Source organism: Flavobacterium defluvii, assembly GCF_900129555.1.
Lineage (GTDB): Bacteria > Bacteroidota > Bacteroidia > Flavobacteriales > Flavobacteriaceae > Flavobacterium > Flavobacterium defluvii.
The window spans coordinates 459011-480877 of the sequence record NZ_FQWC01000001.1; the positions used below are offsets into that span (position 1 = coordinate 459011).

Consider the following 21867-nt stretch of genomic DNA (forward strand, 5'->3'; position numbering starts at 1 on the left):
TAATTAAATCTTTAAAATCATATTTTTAAAACACATTTTACTGAAATAATCACCAAATATAAGTTATAAAATCTAAGACAGTACATTTGTTCAGTAAAAAATACTGAAATCAAAATGAAAACAAATAATTTAGGTTATCCGAGAATTGGGAGCAACAGAGAATTAAAAAAAGCCAGCGAATTGTATTGGGCTGGAAAAATTTCGGCAGCAGAACTTATCGAAACCGGAAAAGAAATTCGCCAGAGAAATTGGCATTTACAATGGCAGGCCGGAGTCGATTTAATTCCGTCAAATGACTTTTCTTTTTATGATCAGGTTTTAGATTTAACGCTGACTGTTGGCGCAATTCCGCAGCGTTATCACGAACTGGCAAGAACAAATTCTACTCTTGATTTGTATTTTGCTATGGCAAGAGGAGCGCAAAAAGAAGGTCAGGATGTTGTGGCAATGGAAATGACAAAATGGTTCGACACAAACTATCATTACATCGTTCCTGAATTCACAAAAAACCAAAAGTTTGAATTGTTTTCAGAAAAAGTAATCAACGAATTTAAAGAAGCAAATGCTTTAGGAATTGCTACAAAACCTGTTTTAATAGGCCCAATTTCGTATTTACTTTTAGGTAAAGAAAAAGAAGAAGGTTTTAACCGAATTGATCTTATTGATGTGTTATTGCCGGTTTATTTCGAAATCTTAGAAAAATTACAAGCGGAAGGTGCAGAATATATTCAGCTTGACGAACCTTTCTTAGCTTTAAATTTAACTGATAAAGAAAGAAACGTTTTCACGAAAGTGTACAACGAAATCAACACACGTTTCCCAAAACTAAAAATCATTTTAGCAAACTATTTCGATTGTTTTGGAGAAAATCTGGATACAGCATTGGCATTGCCGGTTGATACTTTCCATTTAGATTTAGTTCGCTGTCCGCTTCAGTTAAATGATATTTTAGAATCTGGAAAACTGGCATCAAACGTAAATCTTTCTTTGGGAGTTGTTGACGGAAGAAATATCTGGAAAAATGATTTCAAAAAATCTTTAGAATTAATCAAAAAAGCGACTGATGCTTTAGGCAAAGACCGAATTTTAATTGGTCCGTCTTGTTCTCTAATTCACAGTCCGTGCGATTTAGATTTAGAAACAAACGATCAGACGCTTACTCCGGAAATTAAACAATGGCTGGCTTTTGCAAAACAAAAAATCAACGAAATTGTTCTTTTAAAACAAATCGCTTCCGGTGAAGTTGACATTAAAAACTCTGTTGATTACGAAAGAAATGTTATTGCAAATGAAAACCGTAAAACTTCAAAATTAATTCATAATAATGAAGTTAAAGCTCGTGTAGCCGGAATTACTGCTGCTGACGATAAACGTAAAAGTGTTTTTGCTGCAAGAAGAAAAAGCCAGATTGAAGCCTTAAATCTACCGCTTTTCCCAACCACAACTATTGGATCTTTTCCTCAAACTGCTGAAGTGAGAAGCTGGAGAGCAAAGTTCAAAAAAGGGGAATTAACTGCGGAGCAATACAATGATTTAATCGAAAAAGAAACTGAAGCTACGATTCGTTTTCAGGAAGAAACCGGAATTGATGTTTTGGTTCACGGAGAATTCGAAAGAAACGATATGGTGGAATATTTTGGTGAGCAACTAGACGGATTTACTTTTACAAAAAATGGCTGGGTTCAAAGTTACGGAAGCCGCTGTGTAAAACCTCCTGTAATTTATGGTGATGTTTCGAGACCAACTCCTATGACGGTAAAATGGTCGAAATATGCGCAGTCTTTAACTCCAAAATGGGTAAAAGGAATGCTTACGGGACCAGTAACTATTTTGCAATGGTCATTTGTTCGTAACGATCAGCCTCGTTCTGAAACTTGTACACAGATTGCTCTTGCCATTCGTGATGAAGTTGTCGATTTAGAAAAAGCCGGAATCAAAATTATTCAAATTGATGAACCTGCCATTCGCGAAGGTTTACCATTAAGAAAAGAAGAATGGGCGAAATATTTAGACTGGGCTGTAAAAGCGTTCCGTATTTCTGCAAGTGGTGTTAATGATGACACACAAATCCACACGCATATGTGTTACAGTGAATTTAACGACATTATTCAAAACATTGCTGATATGGATGCCGATGTTATTACAATTGAATGCTCGCGTTCGCAAATGGAACTTCTGGATGCTTTTGCCAACTTTAAATATCCAAACGAAATTGGACCTGGAGTTTATGACATTCACTCTCCGCGTGTTCCTTCAAGCTCAGAAATGGTTCGTTTGTTAGAAAAGGCTTCGGCTGTAATTCCTGTAGATCAGTTATGGGTAAATCCAGATTGCGGGTTGAAAACACGCCATTGGGATGAAACTAAAAAAGCATTAATCGAAATGGTTGCAGCGGCTCAGGAAATGCGCGCAGCGGTTGAAAATCCTGTTAATTAATAGTTTCTTTTAGATATATTTTTGTTTTTTAATGTCAGCTTGGTGGAGTCAAAAATTAGTTATGATTTAGTTTCGACTTTACTTTAGCTGGCATTATTTTTATACAAAAAAAAGCATCCGCCATGGCGGATGCTTTCTGAAATTGAATATATAATTTAAGATTAGAAGTTTTTAGAAATTCCAATGTTAAATGTTTGTCCAAAGTTGAAGTAGAAGTTACTAACATCCGGACCATTGTTGTCATAGCTGTAAGTATCGTAACCTAAACCACCAATGCTGAAGTTAAGACCAAAACCTTTTTTCATGTTGATGAAAAGAGCTGGAGTAATACCTACATACATACCGTCTGCTTTGTATTTTGTGTAGTTTGGTCCAACATAATCTTTTTCTGTTCTGTTTTGGATACCAGCTCCTAAATCAGCAAATACAGAGAAAGTTTGGTTTAATGGCACAGAATAACGTACAAATGCTCCTAGTTTAAAATCATTAGTTTTGTACTCATTTACTCCTTGATCATTTTTTGAAGAAGCTGCAGTAAATTCGCCCCCTACAGTCCAGTTATCATTAAATTGGTAACCTACTTTTGGAGAAAAGTAAAATTCGTTACTTTTAGTTTCAGAATTTGTATAATCACGTGTTTCAGAAGAATAACCGATGCTTCCTGCTACTAAGATTGTACCTTTTTGTGCGTTTGCAAAACTGCAGATAGCTAAAGCAGCCATCACTAGAATTTTTTTCATAATTTGGGATTTATTTTAATTTAGCATTCCTTTAACAATAACAATGCCGTGAATACTGGGCTCTATAATTTTTTTATAATTACTTTAAAAGATAATTTTTAGCAATCGAGAGTATTTCTGTTTACTTTTGTAGCAAATAAAAAATCATGTCGATAGAAGTAAACAGTATATCAAAAAGTTACGGAGAGCAAAAAGCTTTAAATGAAATTTCTTTTAAAATTGAAAAAGGAGAAATAGTTGGATTTCTTGGTCCAAACGGAGCTGGAAAATCTACTTTAATGAAAATTTTGACCACTTATTTACTTGCCGACAGCGGTTCTGCCCTTGTAAATGGCCACGATGTCATGACAAATGCAAAAGCAGTACAGCAGTCGATAGGATATTTACCAGAGCATAACCCGTTGTATTTAGATTTGTATGTTCGTGAGTATTTGGCTTTTAATGCCGATGTTTATAATGTTCAAAAGTCAAGAATTGAAGAAGTAATTCAACTGACAGGACTGACACCGGAAAGCCATAAAAAAATCAGTCAGCTATCAAAAGGATACCGTCAGCGTGTTGGGCTTGCCAATGCTTTATTGCACAATCCTGATGTTTTGATTTTGGATGAACCAACTACAGGTCTGGATCCGAATCAGTTAATGGAAATTAGAAATGTAATCAAAAATATCGGTAAAGATAAAACCATTTTTTTATCAACACATATTATGCAGGAAGTTGAAGCAATCTGCGATCGTGTCATAATTATTGACAAAGGGCAAATTGTTGCCGACAACAAATTAGATCATTTAGTTTCTGCAGACAAAGAGCAAGTTATTGAGGTTGAGTTTGATTATAAGGTAGAAGAACAGCTTTTGGCCAAATTAGAAAACATTTCTTCATATATAAATACACATGACATGACCTGGGAATTGACTTTTATTACTGACAAAGACATGCGCCCAGCCATTTTTGACTTTGCAAACGAAAATGGTTTAAAAACTTTACAATTAAATCAGAAAAATAAAAACCTAGAAGCTGTTTTTAGAGAAATTACGAAGTAGTTTTTTAGTTTACAATCTCAGATTTATAAAGAAAGCCAATTTATTATTCGAAATAAATTGGCTTTCCTTTTTTAAATTTTTCTTCTCTTATTCATAATATTATCTCCTCACGGCTAAAAAGTGATATTTTATATACAACTTTTATTTATTTTTATTTAGACTTGTTTTAAATAATACTATATTTGCCAACACAAACTAAAAATTCAATTGCTAGTTACATTATTGTGTTAGCCTTATAACATATAGAATTTAATTTCATTCCTTGAAACTTGTTTTTTTGTTTTTTATTTTTTTTGAAAAGAGAGCCTGCCAGTCTTAGCAGGCTCTTTTATTTATAGATCTAAATCGTCAAGAATTGTTTTCATTTCTTCGATTACAATGCTAATATCATCTTCTGTAGTTCGCCAGTTTACAAATGAAGCTCTGATTCCTTTTTTATTTTCATAAAATGTTGGTGTCATAAAAACTTTTCCGGTATCATTTAGTTTAGTTAAAAATACATTTACTTTATCCTGATTTTCATTTCCCTTTAAGGTAAAACAAACATTATTTAAGCGGATTGGAGCCAGAAGTTCAAAATATCTGTTTTCAATAAGTTTATTTCCAAAATGTAGCGCCAGTGATGTACTTTTTTCAATAATATCACAAAAGCCTTCTTTTCCGTAAGCTACCAAAGAAAACCAAACCGGTAAAGCTCTTAAACGGCGTGAATTTTCCGGAACAACATTTAAATAATTAAAATTCTCCAGCGGATTTCCTAAATACGGAGCATTCGAATTCTGGAACGTTTCAATCTGCAAATTGATATGTTCTTTTTTAATTAAATAAAAAGCACTTTCGTAAGGAACATTCAGCCATTTATGACAATCAATTGTAATACTGTCCGCTCCTTCCCAGCCTTTTACGAAATGTTTGTATTTTTCTGAAACTGCTGCAAAACCACCAAAAGCACCGTCAATATGCCACCAGAAATTGTATTTTTCTTTTAGTTTTAAAATGGCTTCAAAATCATCAAAATCGGCAGTATTTACCGTTCCGGCACTCGAGATCAGTATAAAAGGTTTTCCGTTTAAGCCTTTTATTTTTTCTTCTAAATCGGCCAAATCCAAAGCTTCGCGATTTCCTTCAATAGTTTTTACAACCGTATAATTCTGACTCCCGATTCCTAACATCGACAATGATTTTACAGAAGAAGAATGAGGAGTTGCGGTTAAAACATTGATGGTTTCTGAAATTCCGTTTTTAGCAAAATCTTTCCCAAACTGTTTTCCAAACCATTGTCTGGCAACACCTAAAGTTGTAAAATTCGACATTGTTGCACCCGTAACAAATCCGCCCAAAAATGAATCCGGAAGTTCTAATAATTGCAATAGTAAATTGATGGTTTCAAATTCTATTAAGGCTGAATTTCCGCCCTGCGAAGTTACAGACTGTGTATTTTGATCGTAAACCGATGCCAGCCAGTCGCCTACAATAGAAGCAGGTGTTGATCCTCCCGTAACAAATCCCCAATAACGCGGTCCTGGTGATGAAACTAATAAAGGCGACAATCTTTCATTAAATTCTTTTAAAGCTTGTACAGAACCCAATCCAAGTTCATTTAAACTACGTTTTGGATCGATTGTATTTTTATTTGAAGTTGGAATATTTTCTAAATTTTTTAAAAAGTCAATTCCCTGCTGTTTGGCTTTTTCTAAGATATTTTCGAAATTGTTTAGATCGTGTTGTAATATTGAATTCATAAGTTTATTGTATTAGTTATGTCGCGCAGATTGCGCGGATGAGAAAGATTAATAAAAATTTGAGTGTTTTAAGGAACTGCTACCACTTTGTCTTTTCGGAGAATCTAGAAACCATCATCGAACAGATTACATCTCCATTTGCATTTAATAAAGTAGCAATCGGATCTACCAAAGTTCCCAGAATCATAGCGACCGGAAGTGCCTGTTCCATTGGAAAACCATAAACTGTTATGGCCAGAATTTCTCCAATATAACCTCCGTTTGGGATTCCTCCTTCTACAATCGAAACGATAACTGTAATTCCGAGTGCCAAAAGAATTGTCATCGGATCTGAAAAATCTTTACCAAACATGGCAAACAAAAAAGTTATTTTTAAGATAGATGACATGCTCGAACCGTCTTTATGCAAAGGCGCTCCAAGTGGAATAACTAGGTTTCTAACATGTGCTGGAATTCCCATTTTTTCTGCTGCCGCTAAATTGGCAGGAATCGTTGCGATACTGCTGCAAGTTCCTACTGCTGTTAAAGAAGGCATTATATTGTTGCTCCAAAAAACTTTAAAAGCTCTTTTTCCGCCAGCAACAAGTGCATACAAACTGAAAAAGACAAAGAAATAAAACACACAGGCTGCATAATAAACGGCCATTGGTTTTGCATAAACTCCCAACAATTGCGGGCCAAAAACACCAACCTGATAGGCAAAGTAAGCTCCTAAACCAATTGGTGCAAATTTCATGATGATGTTCAAAAGCTGCTTCATGACCTCGTTTCCTGAGTCTAGAAAACTCTTGAAAGCCTTTCCTTTTTCTCCTGATTGTAATGTGGCAAAACCAACTAAAAAAGAGAAAATAATTAAGGCCAGCATACTTTTTCGAGACAATAATTCGAAGAAATCATTGGCTGTAAGCAATTTTGCAATTTGATCTCCTGCCGATCCTGAAGCTACTTCTTCAAACGGTACTTTGGCAATCGCTATATCTTCATGAATTGGAAAAAAATAAACAGCACAAATCATCACAATGGCCGAAATCAAAATGGTAGCGAGAAAAACCAACACCATTATGACAAATAGTTTTCCTAGCTTTTCTGTTCTTTCCAGATTCGCAACCGAAGATCCAATCGTGAAAAAAATAAGCGGAATAATGGCAGTAAAAAGCAAATTTAGAAAAATGTCACCCAACGGTTTTATGATCAAAACATCTTCTCCGAATACCAATCCGAAAATACTTCCGATTATAATACCGCCCAAAAGCCATAAAATACTGCTGTAACTCTGCAAAAAATTGATTTTTTTAACTTCCATAATGATAAAAGGATTTAGAATTCAGCAAGCTTTATATTTTCAAACACATAGAAACATAGTTCTCTTTGTCCATAAAGGCATTTCATTTCTTTAAATAAACATAGACTATGTCTGAAAAATTTGTTTTTCTTTTAATTCTTCTCAGTTAAAATTAAAAAATCTATGTTTCTATGTGTTTAAAAATTTCATTTATTTCTCCAAAACAATAGTAGTAAAAGCCCTGTCAACCAATTCGCCGGTTTTACTTTTTACTTGTTCTGTCTGTGTTTCTGTATAAACGATTTTAAAATCTGATTTTTTAACCAATTCCTGCGCTTTTTGAGTGCTGTACAATTCAAATTCGAATTGAGTAAAAGGCAGTGTTTTCATGAAATCTTCTTCCGCAAATGTCAAACAGAAATTACCGCCTGACTTTAAAACCCTGTAGATTTCTGAAACTAATTCTTCAGGCTTTTGCCAGAAATAAATCGTATTGACAGTAAATATCTTATCGAATGATTCATCTTCAAACGGAACTGCGTTTCCGTCATAAAGCGAAAAGAAAGCTTGCTTTTGAGAAACAAAATTTCGATTGATCTGGCGCGCTTCCTGAAACATTAGTTCCGACATTTCGAGTCCGTAATATTTTAGTTTTTCGGCTTGTTCAAACAGAAATTCTAGGTGGCCTGCGTTTCCGTGACCTAATTCCAAAATTCTATTTCCGTTTGAAATATTTAAATTCTGAATCGAATGTTTGGTCATATTGATGTTCGTTTCGTTCATCATATTAGCCATTTCGATTCCTTTTTCTCCTTTTGGATGTTTTAATTGTGAAGCTATGGCTTGTAATTCTTCTTGTTTCATGACTGTAAAAGTTAAATTCCAAAATTTAAAAATTGCTTCGCCAATTCGCTTACGCTCGGGTCCAAATTCCAAGACCACCTTCTTAGTTCTCTACAACTTTGTCAAAGTTTAAAACTTTGACAAAGTTCCTCACAAAGACCTTAAAAAACCTGACTTGCAATCTGGCGAATATTCTCAGATTTACCCATTGAATAATAGTGTAAAAATGGAACTCCAGCGGCCTTTAATTCTAATGATTGCTGAATCGCCCATTCGATTCCGACTTGTTTGATTTCAGCGTTATTTTTGCATTTATCTACAGCATCGATTAAATCTTCTGGTAAATCGATTCTGAAAATCTGCGGTAAAACTTGTAAATGTCTTTGAACAGCAATTGGTTTAATTCCAGGAATAATCGGAATTGTGATGCCCATTTCTCTTGCTTTTTCTACGAAAGCAAAATATTTCGAATTATCAAAAAACATTTGTGTTACTACGTAATCAGCTCCCGCGTCAACTTTTTCTTTTAATCTTTTTAAATCTGATTGTAAAGAAGGAGATTCTAAATGTTTTTCAGGATAACCCGCAACTCCAATACAAAAATCGGCTTTGTTGTCAGCATCCATTACTTCATGGAGATATTTTCCGCAATTCAAATCGTTGATTTGTTTCACCAAATCAATTGCATAATGATTACCGCCAGCTTTTGGTGTAAAAGACTGCTCGTCTTTCATAGCGTCTCCGCGAAGTGCCATTACATTGTTGATTCCTAAATAATGACAATCAACAAGCATGTATTCCGTTTCTTCTTTGGTAAAACCACCACAAAGCAAATGCGGAACCGTATCAACATTATATTTATGTTTTATAGAAGCACAGATTCCAAGCGTTCCCGGACGCATACGAGTCAGTTTTTTGTCCAAAAGTCCGTTACCGCGATCGATATAAATGTACTCTTCACGCGAAGTCGTTACATCAATAAATGGTGGTTTAAACTCCATTAACGGATCAATATTATCGTATAATTCCTGAATGCTTTTCCCCTTTTGAGGCGGAATAATTTCAAATGAGAATAATGTTTTTCCTTTGGCGTTTTCTATATGTTCTGTTACTTTCATTTTAAGTCTTAAAGTTTGAAAGTCGAAAGTCGAAAGTCTTTCCTTTCGGACTTTAAGACTTTTGACTTTTGACTAATTTAATCTGCTATATTAGGGTTTAACCATTTCATTGCGTAATCAAGCGGTACATTTCGGCGTTTGGCGTAATCTGTAACCTGATCTTCTTTTATTTTTCCGAGTCCGAAATAGCGGCTTTTCGGATTTCCAAAATAATATCCTGAAACCGATGAAGCCGGCCACATTGCCATACTTTCTGTTAGTTTCACTCCAATTTGTTTTTCAACATCCAAAAGTTTCCAAATCGTTGGTTTCTCCAAGTGATCTGGACAAGCCGGATAACCTGGAGCAGGACGAATTCCTTTATAATTTTCTTTAATCAATTCTTCGTTGGTTAAAGATTCTTCGCTGTCATAACCCCAGAAATCTTTACGTACTCTCTCGTGAAGATATTCGGCGAAAGCCTCAGCAAAACGATCGGCAAGCGCTTTCACCATAATCGAATTATAATCGTCTAAATTCTTTTCATATTCCGCTGCCCATTCGTCAACACCAAAACCAGTTGTTACACAGAAAGCCCCCATATAATCGGTTACGCCGCTGTCTTTTGGCAGAATAAAATCGGCCAAAGCGATATTTGGAGCACCTTTTGTTTTTTGCGACTGCTGACGAAGCGTTAAGAATTTCTCTAATACTTTTCCGTTTTCATCGCGCAATTCGATATCATCGTCATTTACCTGATTCGCAGGGAAAATTCCGTAAATACCTTTTGCTTTTAGTTTTTTCTCAGCCAAAATAACTTTCAGCATCGCCTGAGCATCGTTAAAAACAGAAGTTGCTTCTTTACCCACAACCTCATCGGTTAAAATTGCTGGATATTTTCCGTACAATTCCCAAGTCTGGAAAAATGGCGTCCAGTCAATATACGGAACCAAAACATCTAATTCTACTTCGATAGTTTGTGCACCAATTACTTTTGGTTTAACTGGAGTATATTCACTCCAATCCAACGGTAATTTGTTTTTACGGGCATCTTCAATCGTCAGGAAGTTTTTGTCTCTCGAACGATTTAAGAACGTTTCTCTAAACGAATCGTATTCTGCACGAATATCTGCAGCGTATATTTTTCTATTATGATCTAACAAGTTTCCTGCAACCGTCACAGCTCTCGAAGCATCGTTTACGTGAATTACAGTTTCTCTGTACTGAGGTGCAATTTTCACGGCCGTATGCGCACGCGAAGTAGTTGCCCCACCAATCATAATCGGGATTTTAATATCTTGTTTGTCTAATTCTTTGGCCAGATAAACCATTTCGTCAAGCGAAGGCGTAATCAGTCCGCTTAATCCGATGATATCAACATTGTGCTCAATTGCAGCCGAAATAATTTTTTCCGGAGGAACCATTACTCCTAAGTCTACAATCTCGTAGTTATTACAAGCCAAAACTACCGAAACGATGTTTTTACCAATATCGTGAACGTCACCTTTTACAGTCGCCATCAGGATTTTTCCGTTTCCTTGTTTATCACCAGCTTGTTTGCTAGCTTCGATAAAAGGCAATAAATAAGCCACGGCTTTTTTCATTACACGAGCCGATTTTACTACCTGAGGCAAGAACATTTTTCCGCTTCCGAATAAATCTCCAACTACATTCATTCCGGCCATTAAGTTAATCTCGATAACTTCAATTGGTTTTGTTGCTGCCAAACGTGCTTCTTCGACATCTTCTTCAATAAAAGCATCAATTCCTTTTACCAATGAATGTGTAATACGCTCCTGAACAGTTCCAAAACGCCATTCCTGAATCGTTTTTTCATCGCTTTTTGCTTCGCCTTTTACACTGTCTGCAAAATCCAAAAGTCGTTCAGTAGCATCATCTCGTCTATCTAAAATTACGTCTTCAACGTATTCTAATAAATCTTTCGGAATATCATCATAAATCGTCAACATTTCTGGGTTTACGATTCCCATCGTCATTCCGTTTTTAATCGCGTGGTATAAAAATACTGAGTGCATCGCTTCACGAACAGTATCGTTTCCTCTAAAAGAGAACGAAACGTTACTTACTCCACCGCTAATATGTGCATGAGGAAGATTCTCACGAACCCATTTTGTTCCTCTAAAGAAATCCAATGCGTTCAATCTATGCTCTTCCATTCCCGTTGCAACTGGGAAAATATTCAAATCGAAAATAATATCCTGCGGGGGGAAATTTACTTTGTTCACCAAAATATCGTACGAACGCGCACAAATCTCCACTCTACGATCATAATTATCGGCCTGACCGACTTCGTCGAAAGCCATTACAATAGCCGCCGCTCCGTAACGTTTGATTAATTTGGCGTGGTGAATAAAGGCTTCTTCTCCTTCTTTTAACGAAATCGAGTTTACAACGCTTTTTCCTTGTACTACTTTAAGACCTGCTTCAATGATTTCCCATTTCGAACTGTCGATCATAATTGGCACTCTCGAAATGTCTGGTTCTGCAGCAATTAAATTCAAAAATTTAGTCATTGCCGTAACCCCATCAAGCATTCCTTCATCCATATTAATATCGATGATTTGTGCTCCACCTTCTACCTGCTGTCTTGCAATATCAAGCGCCTCGTCATATTTCTCTTCCTTGATTAATCTTAGGAATTTTCTTGAACCTGTTACGTTTGTACGCTCACCAACATTTACGAAAACACTTTCAGGCGTAATAATCAACGGTTCTAATCCTGATAATACAAGGTCTCTTCTTTTTTCTGTCATTTCTTTTTAAAGTTACTGAGATCCTAAGATGCTAAGGTTCTAAGTTTTTTATTCTATATTTTTTTAGGTCTTTAAACCTATAATCTTTTTAATCTTTTTGGCGTGTCCCTCCGGGTCGGGCTATCCGTTACAAGTCCTCGCTCTTCCTTCGTCAGGCTGTGGGCTTTTCACTTCTATCCCTCACGCAAACTCGGTTTCATAAGAAATTCATTCTCTTTGATTCTCTCAAATATCCCCCTTTATATTCAATTTGCCAGTTAAGGCTATCCAATTTTTCAAGAGTGATAAAATATTTTTTACTGTAAATATTTTTAGCAAATATTGTTTTCCAACCATATTTATCCACACTATCCTTTTCTACAATAAATAACCTTGCTTTTTTATCTTCTAATTTTTGAAAATAATTATCCCAATATCTTGGTCTATCACTATTAGCAATCATTTTTCCTCTCATGATTTCCTCGAAAACAAACGGAGCATCATAATCTCCTCTTTTACTTTCATTAAAATTATCTTGATATTCATAATAAAAGCCTGAATCATTCATACTATCATTTTCGGATAGAATGCTATATATTATTTTATCAGAGCTGTTTTTAACAATCAGTTCTCTTGTATCTAATTTATCACAAGAACAAAAATTAAGTAAAATAAAAATCAAAAGAATTTTACTTGCTTTTAGCATAATTTTTATCTGCACAAAATTTTATAAATTATTCAAAAACCGGAGCAACTCTCGGTTTATAATCTTTCGCAACTTCAGCCATTAATCGAATATGATCTGGAGTTGTTCCGCAACAGCCACCGATGATATTGATTAAATTGTCTTCTAAATATTCTTTAATGAATGCTTGTGTCTGTTCTGGCGTTTCATCATATTGTCCGAAAGCGTTTGGCAATCCTGCGTTTGGATGTGCCGAAACATTAAAGCTCGTATTATGTGCTAATGTTTTCAAATACGGTTTCAACAAATCGGCTCCAAGAGCGCAATTGAATCCTACACTTAACAACGGAATATGCGAAACTGAAATCAAAAACGCTTCAACAGTTTGTCCAGAAAGTGTTCTTCCTGAAGCATCTGTAATCGTTCCTGAAACCATGATTGGAATATCAAGATTACGTTCTTCTTTTACTTCTTCGATTGCAAAAAGCGCCGCTTTTGCGTTTAAAGTATCGAAAATCGTTTCTACTAAAAGCAAATCACAGCCACCGTCCATTAAAGCTTCTGCTTGTTGTTTGTATGCAATTCGTAAATCGTCAAACGTTACGGCTCGGTAACCTGGATCGTTTACGTCTGGTGACATACTTGCTGTACGGTTTGTCGGTCCGATTGAACCGGCAACGAAACGTGGTTTCTCCGGATTCTTTGCGGTAAACTCATCGGCAACCTCGCGTGCAAGTTTTGCCGATTCGTAGTTTAACTCGTAAACCAAATCTTCCATGTGATAATCGGCCATACCGATTGTCGTTCCTGAGAAGGTGTTGGTTTCTACGATGTCAGCACCAGCTTCAAAATAAGCGGCATGTACATCGCGGATTGCTTGTGGTTGTGTTAGGGATAGTAAATCGTTGTTTCCTTTTAACGGATGCGGAAAATCTTTGAAACGCTCTCCTCTGAAATCTTCTTCGGAGAAATTATAGCGTTGCAACATTGTTCCCATTGCTCCGTCAAGGATTAGGATATTTTTTTTTATTGCTTCTTGTATTGTTATTGCCATGTTTTTTTGTTTTAGCTGCTAAGACGCTAAGGTTCTAAGATGCTAAGTTTTTTTTATTATGATTTAGAAGTTTAAACCTAACAGGTTTTAAAAACCTGTTAGGTTTACTTCGAATATTTTTTTCATTTTAATTCCAAAAACTCACTATTGCTGGCTCATTAGCCCCGATTGAAGTGGAAATCCTTTTGTTTTTTTCTTTAAAAAACAAAAGATTGCAACGAAAAGCGGGAACTATTGAATGCAAAAATGCGCCAATGATTCGCTCCTTCTACTGAATCTGTTTCAGTAAATATTATATGTTATCGAGAAAAGTTTTGAGAAATACTTGTAATGTATTTGTGTTATCTATCTTTAATACTGGAAAATGTCGTATAAAGTAGAATTTAGCACCTTCTTTATGATAAAGGGTTGCTAAGGTTTCATTGGGTCTATCCCTCCGCCTTTCGTGATAACTGACAATAATTTTAAGAACAGTGCAAAGGTATGAAATGGCAATTCGATTTGCAAATGTTTTTTTTGTAAGGTGCTGAGGGACTTAGGTGCTAAGGTTTTTTAGTTTCTGTTTTTCAAACATAGCCCGCGGTTTCAACCGCGGGAAACGTATTGTGATTATGCGTTATGTTTATATGTTGCGGTAATCCGATAGGTCTATTCGTTGCGTTCCAGTGGTTGAAACCACTAGCTATGTTTTTATGTGTTTTCTAAAAAAAATAAAGCTCAAACTTTTAGTTTGAGCCTTGTATATAAAAAACCTTAGCGCCTTAGTCCCTTAGAACCTCAGCACCTAATAATTAAACAATCGCTTTAACAACCGCTTTTGGAGCTTCTTTACGAGTTCCATCAAAACCGTCTACACCAGAAACTGTTGTGTATTTCAATACGTATTTTTTACCTGGATTGATGATTGAATATGCAGCCTGGCACATTAAAGTTGCTTCGTGGAATCCGCAAAGGATTAACTTTAATTTTCCTGGATATGTGTTTACGTCTCCAATAGCAAAGATTCCCGGAATGTTAGTTTGGTAATCTAATGCATTGTTTACTTTGATTGCATTTTTCTCGATTTCTAATCCCCAGTCGCCGATTGGACCTAATTTTGGTGTTAATCCGAAAAGTGGAATAAAATAATCGCATTCGATTTTACGGTGTGCTCCGTTTTCTTCGATATCTAATGATTCTACATGCTCAGCACCATTGATTCCGATAACTTCTGCTGGCGTGATTAATTTGATTTTTCCCGCTGATTTTAGTTCCTGTACTTTTTCTACAGAATCTAAAGCTCCTCTGAATTCGTTTCTTCTGTGGATTAAAGTTACTTCTGAAGCTACATTTGCCAAGAAGATACTCCAGTCTAATGCTGAATCTCCTCCTCCTGCAATAACAACTCTTTTGTCTCTGAATTTTTCAGGATTTTTAATGAAGTATTTTACTCCTTTATCTTCATAAAACTCGATATCTTCGATAAGTGGTTTACGAGGCTCAAAACTTCCTAAACCTCCAGCGATTGCGATAACTGGCGCGTGGAATTTAGTTCCTTTGTTTGATGTTACAATGAATGTTCCGTCTTCTTGCTTTTCAACTGTTTCAGCACGTTCTCCTAAAGTAAATCCTGGCTCAAATTGTTTGATTTGCTCCATTAATCCGTCAACTAAATCTCCGGCTAATACTTCCGGGAATCCAGGAATATCATAAATTGGCTTTTTTGGATATAACTCTGATAGTTGTCCTCCTGGCTGTGGAAGCGCATCTAAAATGTGGCATTTTAATTTTAACAATCCTGCCTCAAAAACGGCAAATAAACCTGTTGGGCCTGCTCCAATTATAAGTATATCTGTTTTAATCATTATGGTTGTTGTTTATAATCATTCTTAATAATACAAAGAAACGAATAATTTATTCTTTTGACAATGATTTTTATCAATATTCATTTCTTTTGAAATTTCATCAATCGGGTTGAAACCCGACGCTACAATATAAATTCGTTCCTTCGGAATTTTTTACTCTTTATTTTTCAAAGAAGCTGTTATTTCGTTCATCTTCTTTACTTTATCTTCAAAATTGCCTTTTAAGGTTTTTCGATATTCGTTTAGATTCTCAACCATTTGATTGATATCTTCCGGAATTACTTCTTCAAAAAACTCACGCAATCTCTTTGCCGTTGTTGGCGATTTTCCGTTGGTTGAAATGGCGATTTTGACATTCCCTTTTGTTACGATTCCGCCCAGATAATAATCGCATAAATCTGGTGTATCGGCGATATTGCAAATCAAATAGCGTTTTCTTGCTAAATCGTAAACCTTTTTATTTACTTTCAAATCGTCTGTACAGGCAATTACCATGTGACGCTTTTTGAGCATTTTCTTTTTAAACTTCGATCTTGTTAATGTTATCGAAGGATGTTTTTCGGCCAAAACTTTTATTTCTAAATGAAATTCTTTTGCCACTACCTCAACATTTGCATTCGGACTTGACTTAAGCAAGAAAGAAAGCTTTTCCAGACCTACATTTCCTCCGCCTACAATCAATACATTTAAATTGTGAAGCTTTAGAAATATTGGATATAATTCGTTTTGTTCCATTTTAATTTAATTTCATCTAAACAAAATTAGATGATTTTATTGAACATTAGGAAAATCTAATATTGCAATGTTTATCGTTTTCGCCGGATTAAAATCCGGCGCTACAATATGGATTGTTCCTTCGGAACTGAAAATCTATATTCTATATTCTTTTTTCTATTATCTCATCGGGTTGAAACCCGACACTACAATATGAACCGTTTCTTCGGAACTTTATCTTGCGATTTCTTTTGATAGAAATTCTTCGTAAAATCCTTTTAATTTGTTGCTTTCGCGGACAACTTCACCAAGAACAATAATCGCTGGTGAACCTAATTCTTTTTGTTTTACAACTTCTAAAACTGAATCTACTGTTCCAACACCTACTTTTTCTTCAGGTGTTGTTCCGTTTTGGATGATCGCAACGGGTAAATTCCCTTTATCTTCTTTTTGAAACAAATCGATTATTTGAGGCAATTTGTGCATTCCCATCAAGATTACCACTGTCGCAGATGATTGTGCTGCCAAAGCTACATCTGAAGATAATTTTCTATCCGATGCTGTTCCCGTAATCGCCCAAAAGCTTTCTGAAACTCCTCTTTTTGTAATTGAAATTCCCTGACTTGCGGGAACTGCAACTACTGATGAAATTCCCGGAACTACAATCGTTTCAATTCCGAAACTTTCTGCAAAATCAACTTCTTCACCGCCTCTTCCGAAAATGAATGGATCTCCACCTTTTAATCGAACTACATTTCCGTAAGTCAAAGCATTATCTACAATCAGTTGATTGATTTGATCCTGCGTGTAAGCATGATTTCCGATTCTTTTTCCAACAAAAATTCGGATGGCACTTTTAGGTGCATAATCCAGAATTTCTTCGTTGGCCAAAGCATCGTATAAAACCACATTTGCTTCAGCCAATGCTTTTACAGCTTTGAGCGTCAGTAAATCGGGATCGCCCGGACCTGCACCGACTAAAGTTATTTTGGGTTTTATATTATGCATTTGCTAATTCCTGTGCTCTGAAAGTTTCGATTTTGTCAAAGAAAACAGTTGCTTGTGCAATGTAATCTTTAGCGAAAGCTTCTGATGGTTCATTTTTATTGATTTGGTAAACCAAGTCTTTAAAAGTTGAATTCAATTCAATTTTACTAGTTTCGATGAAAACAGTGTCAAACAAATCAACGATTCCTGCGTGATGATTTGTTTTTTGGTTTTCTGCCAACAACAATGCTTTTGCACCGTTTACAAATCCTGCGTAAGCATGATAAATTGCATCTGACCATTTTTTCTCGTCGAAAGATTCCTGAGCCAGGATCAATTTTTCTTTAGCTTCAAACAATAATGTCGCTACTAAATCGATCACCACTCCGGCACATTCCCCAACTCCAACTGCTTTTACGTAATTGTCTGCATTACCCCAATCCACAAAATCAGCTTCTGTTAAATTGGTTACATCTGCATACGGTTTTAAGATTTCGTAGAAATATTTTTCTCCTTTTGTATCATAATAATCTAGGAATTTTTGTCCGCTTCCGTTGGCATCAAAATCATTTAAGATGGTACGCAACGCATCCGGACCTCTACGGCTAGGTACTTTGATTACTTTATCAGCAAAACGTCCTGCTCCGTTTCCTAATCTTCCTCCACCTAATAAAACTTGTAAAGCCGGAGCTACCAGTTTTCCTGAGTTGATAGACATTCCCTGAAATCCAATGGCAGACATATTATGTTGTCCGCAGGCATTCATACAGCCTGAAATTTTAATTTCGATTTCACGGTTGTTTAAATACTGTGGATATTCTGTACTTAAAACTCTTTCTAATTCTTCTGCAATACCGGTACTACTTGCAATCCCCAAATTACAAGTATCAGTACCCGGACATGCCGTAATATCTCCAACTGAATTATATCCTAATTGAACAAAGTCAAGTTTGGCTAATTCTTGATAAAAGAAAGGAAGATTCTCCTCTTTTATGTGACGTATTACAATATTTTGACGCAATGAAAAACGTAATTCATTTGCTCCGTAATTTTTAATTAAATCGGCTAATAATCTCGCTTTATCAGTATAAAAATCTCCTAATAAAACTTTGATTCCAATTGCATAATAACCGTCTTGTTTCTGTTTGATTACATTCGAATTTTTCCACGCTTCATACGCTTCTGTATCTTCGATTGTAACTTGTGGAACTTCTAATAACGGCTCTGGAATTGGTCCGTCAAAAGCGGTTGTATCAATTTCGTATGTTTCAAAAGCGATGGCTTTTTTCTCTTTTTCAACTAAATCAAGGAAAGCATCTTTCCCCATTTCTTTGATTAAGAATTTCATACGCGCTTTCATTCTTTTAGCACGTTCTCCGTATCTGTCGAAAATACGGATGATTCCTTCTGCTGTTGGAATGATTTCGTTTACAGGAACAAACTCTGAAAGTAATTCTGCATGTGCCGGCTGAGAGCCTAAACCTCCTCCAAACATGATTTTAAAACCTTTTTGTCCGTCTTTAATTTTCGGAATAAATCCTAAATCGTGTAAATAACTCAACGCAGTATCTTCATCTGAAGAGGAGAACGAAATTTTGAACTTACGTCCCATTTCCTGACAGATTGGGTTTCTTAACAAATATTGAAAAAGTCCGTGTGCATAAGGCGAAACATCAAATGGTTCGTTTACATCAACTCCAGCCAATTCGCTTCCTGTGATATTTCTAACGGTGTTTCCACAAGCTTCACGAAGCGTGATATCGTCTTTAGCCAAATCTGCCCAAAGCTCAGGAGTTCTGTCTAAACTTACATAGTGAATCTGGATATCCTGACGTGTTGTAATATGCAAACGTCCTGTAGAATATTCATCAGACACTTCTGTAATTCTTCTTAACTGCTCGCTGGTTACTTTTCCGTAAGGCAATTTGATACGAATCATCTGAACGCCTTCCTGACGCTGACCGTAGATTCCGCGTGCTAAACGAAGACTACGAAAACGCTCATCATCAATTTTTCCTCCGCGGAATAAATGAATCTTTTTTTCTAATTCGATAATCTCCTTCTGAACTACCGGATTTTCTATTTCTGTTCTAAAACTTTCCATTTCTTTTTAGTTTGTAGTTTATTGTTGGTTGTTTATAGTTGGTTGTTGACAGCAGAACTATCAACTAAAAACCACAAACCATCAACTATCTAATGAAACCTACTCCTGCTGTTGTGTTTGTTGCTGTATCAATTAAGATGAAAGCTCCGTTTGATTTGTTTTCGTTGTACGGATCAAAATATAACGGTTTGCTTAATTTGATGCTCACTTCTCCGATTTCGTTAATTGCTAATTGTGTTGCCGGAGTTGTTCCTGAATAGTCTGTTGCAATAGTATTTTTGATGCTTTCTACTTTTGCTAAAACTCTGTTTGTATTATGTTGTACCAAGTATTTTGTTCCTGGAACGAGTTTTTTGCTGTCCATCCAGCAAACTGTTGTCGTAATATCTTTTTCAATTTTTGGAAGCTCATCTGATTTTACAATCATATCACCTCTCGTTACATTGATATCATTTTCTAATTCGATTGTAATTGAAGAACCTGCTGTAGCTTCATCAAATTGCTTATCAAAAAAGTGAATTTTAGATACTTTTGATTCTGTTAACGATGGAAGAACTGTTACAGCATCTCCAACTTTAATGGAGTTTCCGTATAATTTTCCTGCGTAACCTCTGAAATCGTGGTATTCTTCTGTTTTTGGACGAATCACAGTCTGAACTGGGAAACGTGCTTTTCCTGCTTCGTAAACATCATGAGAATGCAATCCTTCCAAATGCTCTAAAACAGTTTGTCCTTCATACCAAGGCATATTCTCCGATTTGTCGACTACGTTTCCGCCGTTGATTGCACTTAACGGAATGTAACTTACGTTTTGTTCTTTGAAAGTACTTTTTGCGTTTAATGCCTCAAAATCGGCTTTGATTTTATTGAAAACTTCTTCTGAGTAATCTACTAAGTCCATTTTATTAATGGCTACGATTACCTCTTTTACTCTCAATAAATTATTGATAAAAAAGTGACGGTATGTTTGCTCAATTACACCTTTTCTCGCATCAATCAAAATGATAGAAACCTGAGAAGTGGAAGCTCCCGTAACCATGTTTCTAGTATATTCAACGTGCCCCGGAGTATCGGCGATAATGTAACTTTTCTTTGCAGTCGAAAAATAAATGTGTGCAACATCAATCGTAATTCCTTGTTCTCTTTCTGCTACTAATCCATCAGTTGCCAAAGAAAAATCAAGATAATCATATCCTTTTTGTTTACTGCTTTTTTCGATTGCTTCTATTTTGTCAGTCGTCAATGATTTTGTATCGTACAATAATCTCCCGATCAAAGTACTTTTTCCGTCATCTACACTTCCTGCTGTTGCTATTTTTAAAACGTCCATTCTAATATTTTTGTTTCAGGTTTAAAGTTTCAGGTTTCATGTTCTCTCGAAACTTATAAATCTGTATGTTTTTGTTTTCTTGATTTTTACTTTTAAATTTCGTTCTGAATTGCATTTACAATTAACAATTCATAATTAACAATTATTAAAAGTATCCTTGTTGTTTTCTTTTCTCCATCGCCGCTTCAGAACGTTTATCATCGATTCTGGCTCCTCTTTCAGAAATGGTTGATGATCTGATTTCTCCAACTACTTCTTCGATTGTTGCTGCGTAAGATTCAACTGCTGCTGTACAGCTCATATCTCCAACGGTTCTGAAGCGAACAATTCTTTCTTCGATTTGTTCGTCTTCTTCTTGGTACACAAAAGGAGAATGCGACCAGATTAAACCGTCTCTCAAAAAAACTTTTCTTTTATGTGAGAAATAGATTGACGGGATCTCGATTTTTTCTTTCTCGATATAACTCCAAACATCTAATTCTGTCCAGTTTGAAATTGGGAAAACACGAACGTTTTGACCATTTTCAATTTTTCCATTTAAGATATCAAACAACTCAGGTCTCTGATTTTTTTCGTCCCATTGTCCGAAATCATCACGAACAGAAAAAATACGTTCTTTTGCTCTTGCTTTTTCCTCATCACGACGAGCGCCACCAATACAAGCATCAAACTTAAATTCTTCAATTGCATCTAAAAGTGTTGTTGTTTGCAAACTGTTTCTACTAGAATATTTTCCAGTTTCTTCAACTACTTTTCCTTCATCAATAGCATCCTGAACATTACGAACGATCAACTCTAAACCTAATTCTTCTACCAATTTATCTCTGAAAGCAATTGTCTCAGGGAAATTATGTCCCGTATCAACGTGCAATAGAGGAAACGGAATCTTAGCAGGGAAAAATGCTTTTTGCGCCAAACGCACCAATGTGATAGAATCTTTTCCTCCTGAGAAAAGTAAAACCGGTTTGTCAAACTGTGAAATTACTTCTCTGAAAATGTATATCGCTTCACTCTCTAAAGCGTTTGTTTTTAATACTGAACTCATTGTTTTTTTGTTTGATATTTTTTAGTTTCAAGTTTCAGGTTTTAAGTTGTGAGTTACTCTAAAACTTTCCGCTATTTATTCTATTCTTTATTCTTCATCGGGTTAAACCCATAAAATATAAATTCCTTTTCTATTTCCACCGGATTAAAATCCGGCGCTACAATATGA

General features: G+C 35.6%; 16 protein-coding genes and 1 riboswitch. Of the genes, 2 read left to right on the forward strand and 14 right to left on the reverse strand.

Going from position 1 to position 21867, the window contains the following annotated elements:
• The first annotated feature begins 114 nt into the window (after positions 1–114).
• Positions 115–2436, forward strand: coding sequence for a 5-methyltetrahydropteroyltriglutamate--homocysteine S-methyltransferase (gene metE / locus BUC29_RS02015; protein WP_073412879.1), 2322 nt, complete (start codon positions 115–117; stop codon positions 2434–2436).
• Positions 2437–2597: 161 nt separating this feature from the next.
• On the opposite strand, the gene BUC29_RS02020 is transcribed toward metE, so the two are convergent.
• The gene (locus BUC29_RS02020; RefSeq protein ID WP_073412881.1) at positions 2598–3176 is read right to left on the reverse strand and encodes an outer membrane beta-barrel protein; all 579 of its coding nucleotides are present in this window, start codon (positions 3174–3176) and stop codon (positions 2598–2600) included.
• A gap of 146 nt (positions 3177–3322) precedes the next feature.
• Here BUC29_RS02020 and gldA point away from each other — a divergent pair, with 146 nt between their 5' ends.
• Positions 3323–4219, forward strand: a complete 897-nt coding sequence (gene gldA / locus BUC29_RS02025; protein ID WP_073412883.1) for a gliding motility-associated ABC transporter ATP-binding subunit GldA — start codon at positions 3323–3325, stop codon at positions 4217–4219.
• Positions 4220–4551: 332 nt separating this feature from the next.
• Here the strand turns inward: gldA and BUC29_RS02030 are convergent, their stop codons facing one another.
• From BUC29_RS02030 to cysD, 13 genes are all read right to left on the reverse strand, one after another.
• Positions 4552–5961 (reverse strand): pyridoxal phosphate-dependent decarboxylase family protein, encoded by a 1410-nt coding sequence (locus tag BUC29_RS02030; RefSeq protein ID WP_073412892.1) that lies wholly within the window; start codon positions 5959–5961, stop codon positions 4552–4554.
• 79 nt (positions 5962–6040) lie between these two features.
• Complete coding sequence (locus tag BUC29_RS02035; RefSeq protein WP_073412893.1) at positions 6041–7264, reverse strand: dicarboxylate/amino acid:cation symporter; 1224 nt, start codon at positions 7262–7264, stop codon at positions 6041–6043.
• Positions 7265–7453: 189 nt separating this feature from the next.
• Positions 7454–8107 (reverse strand): class I SAM-dependent methyltransferase, encoded by a 654-nt coding sequence (locus tag BUC29_RS02040; RefSeq protein ID WP_073413577.1) that lies wholly within the window; start codon positions 8105–8107, stop codon positions 7454–7456.
• A 140-nt stretch (positions 8108–8247) separates the two neighbouring features.
• Positions 8248–9204, reverse strand: coding sequence for a methylenetetrahydrofolate reductase [NAD(P)H] (metF, locus tag BUC29_RS02045; RefSeq protein ID WP_073412894.1), 957 nt, complete (start codon positions 9202–9204; stop codon positions 8248–8250).
• 77 nt (positions 9205–9281) lie between these two features.
• A complete protein-coding gene (metH, locus tag BUC29_RS02050; protein WP_073412895.1) occupies positions 9282–11957 on the reverse strand; it encodes a methionine synthase in 2676 nt (891 codons plus the stop codon).
• A 196-nt stretch (positions 11958–12153) separates the two neighbouring features.
• Entirely contained in the window at positions 12154–12642 is a 489-nt protein-coding gene (locus BUC29_RS02055; RefSeq protein ID WP_073412896.1) for a hypothetical protein, read from the reverse strand.
• 28 nt (positions 12643–12670) lie between these two features.
• Entirely contained in the window at positions 12671–13675 is a 1005-nt protein-coding gene (locus BUC29_RS02060) for a homocysteine S-methyltransferase family protein (RefSeq protein ID WP_008466611.1), read from the reverse strand.
• A 338-nt stretch (positions 13676–14013) separates the two neighbouring features.
• Positions 14014–14130: riboswitch (SAM riboswitch) on the reverse strand.
• Positions 14131–14466: 336 nt separating this feature from the next.
• Complete coding sequence (locus BUC29_RS02065) at positions 14467–15519, reverse strand: NAD(P)/FAD-dependent oxidoreductase (RefSeq protein WP_073412897.1); 1053 nt, start codon at positions 15517–15519, stop codon at positions 14467–14469.
• 153 nt (positions 15520–15672) lie between these two features.
• On the reverse strand, positions 15673–16254 hold the full coding sequence (locus tag BUC29_RS02070) for a precorrin-2 dehydrogenase/sirohydrochlorin ferrochelatase family protein (RefSeq protein ID WP_073412898.1): 582 nt from the start codon (positions 16252–16254) through the stop codon (positions 15673–15675).
• 213 nt (positions 16255–16467) lie between these two features.
• Positions 16468–17241: a uroporphyrinogen-III C-methyltransferase gene (cobA, locus tag BUC29_RS02075; RefSeq protein WP_073412900.1), complete on the reverse strand. Its 774-nt coding sequence runs from the start codon at positions 17239–17241 to the stop codon at positions 16468–16470.
• The gene (locus BUC29_RS02080) at positions 17234–19324 is read right to left on the reverse strand and encodes a HEPN domain-containing protein (protein ID WP_073412901.1); all 2091 of its coding nucleotides are present in this window, start codon (positions 19322–19324) and stop codon (positions 17234–17236) included. The genes cobA and BUC29_RS02080 overlap by 8 nt, the downstream gene beginning before the upstream one ends.
• 85 nt (positions 19325–19409) lie before the next feature.
• Complete coding sequence (locus BUC29_RS02085) at positions 19410–20654, reverse strand: sulfate adenylyltransferase subunit 1 (RefSeq protein ID WP_008466602.1); 1245 nt, start codon at positions 20652–20654, stop codon at positions 19410–19412.
• Positions 20655–20799: 145 nt separating this feature from the next.
• Positions 20800–21699, reverse strand: a complete 900-nt coding sequence (gene cysD, locus BUC29_RS02090; RefSeq protein ID WP_008466601.1) for a sulfate adenylyltransferase subunit CysD — start codon at positions 21697–21699, stop codon at positions 20800–20802.
• Positions 21700–21867: the final 168 nt, after the last annotated feature.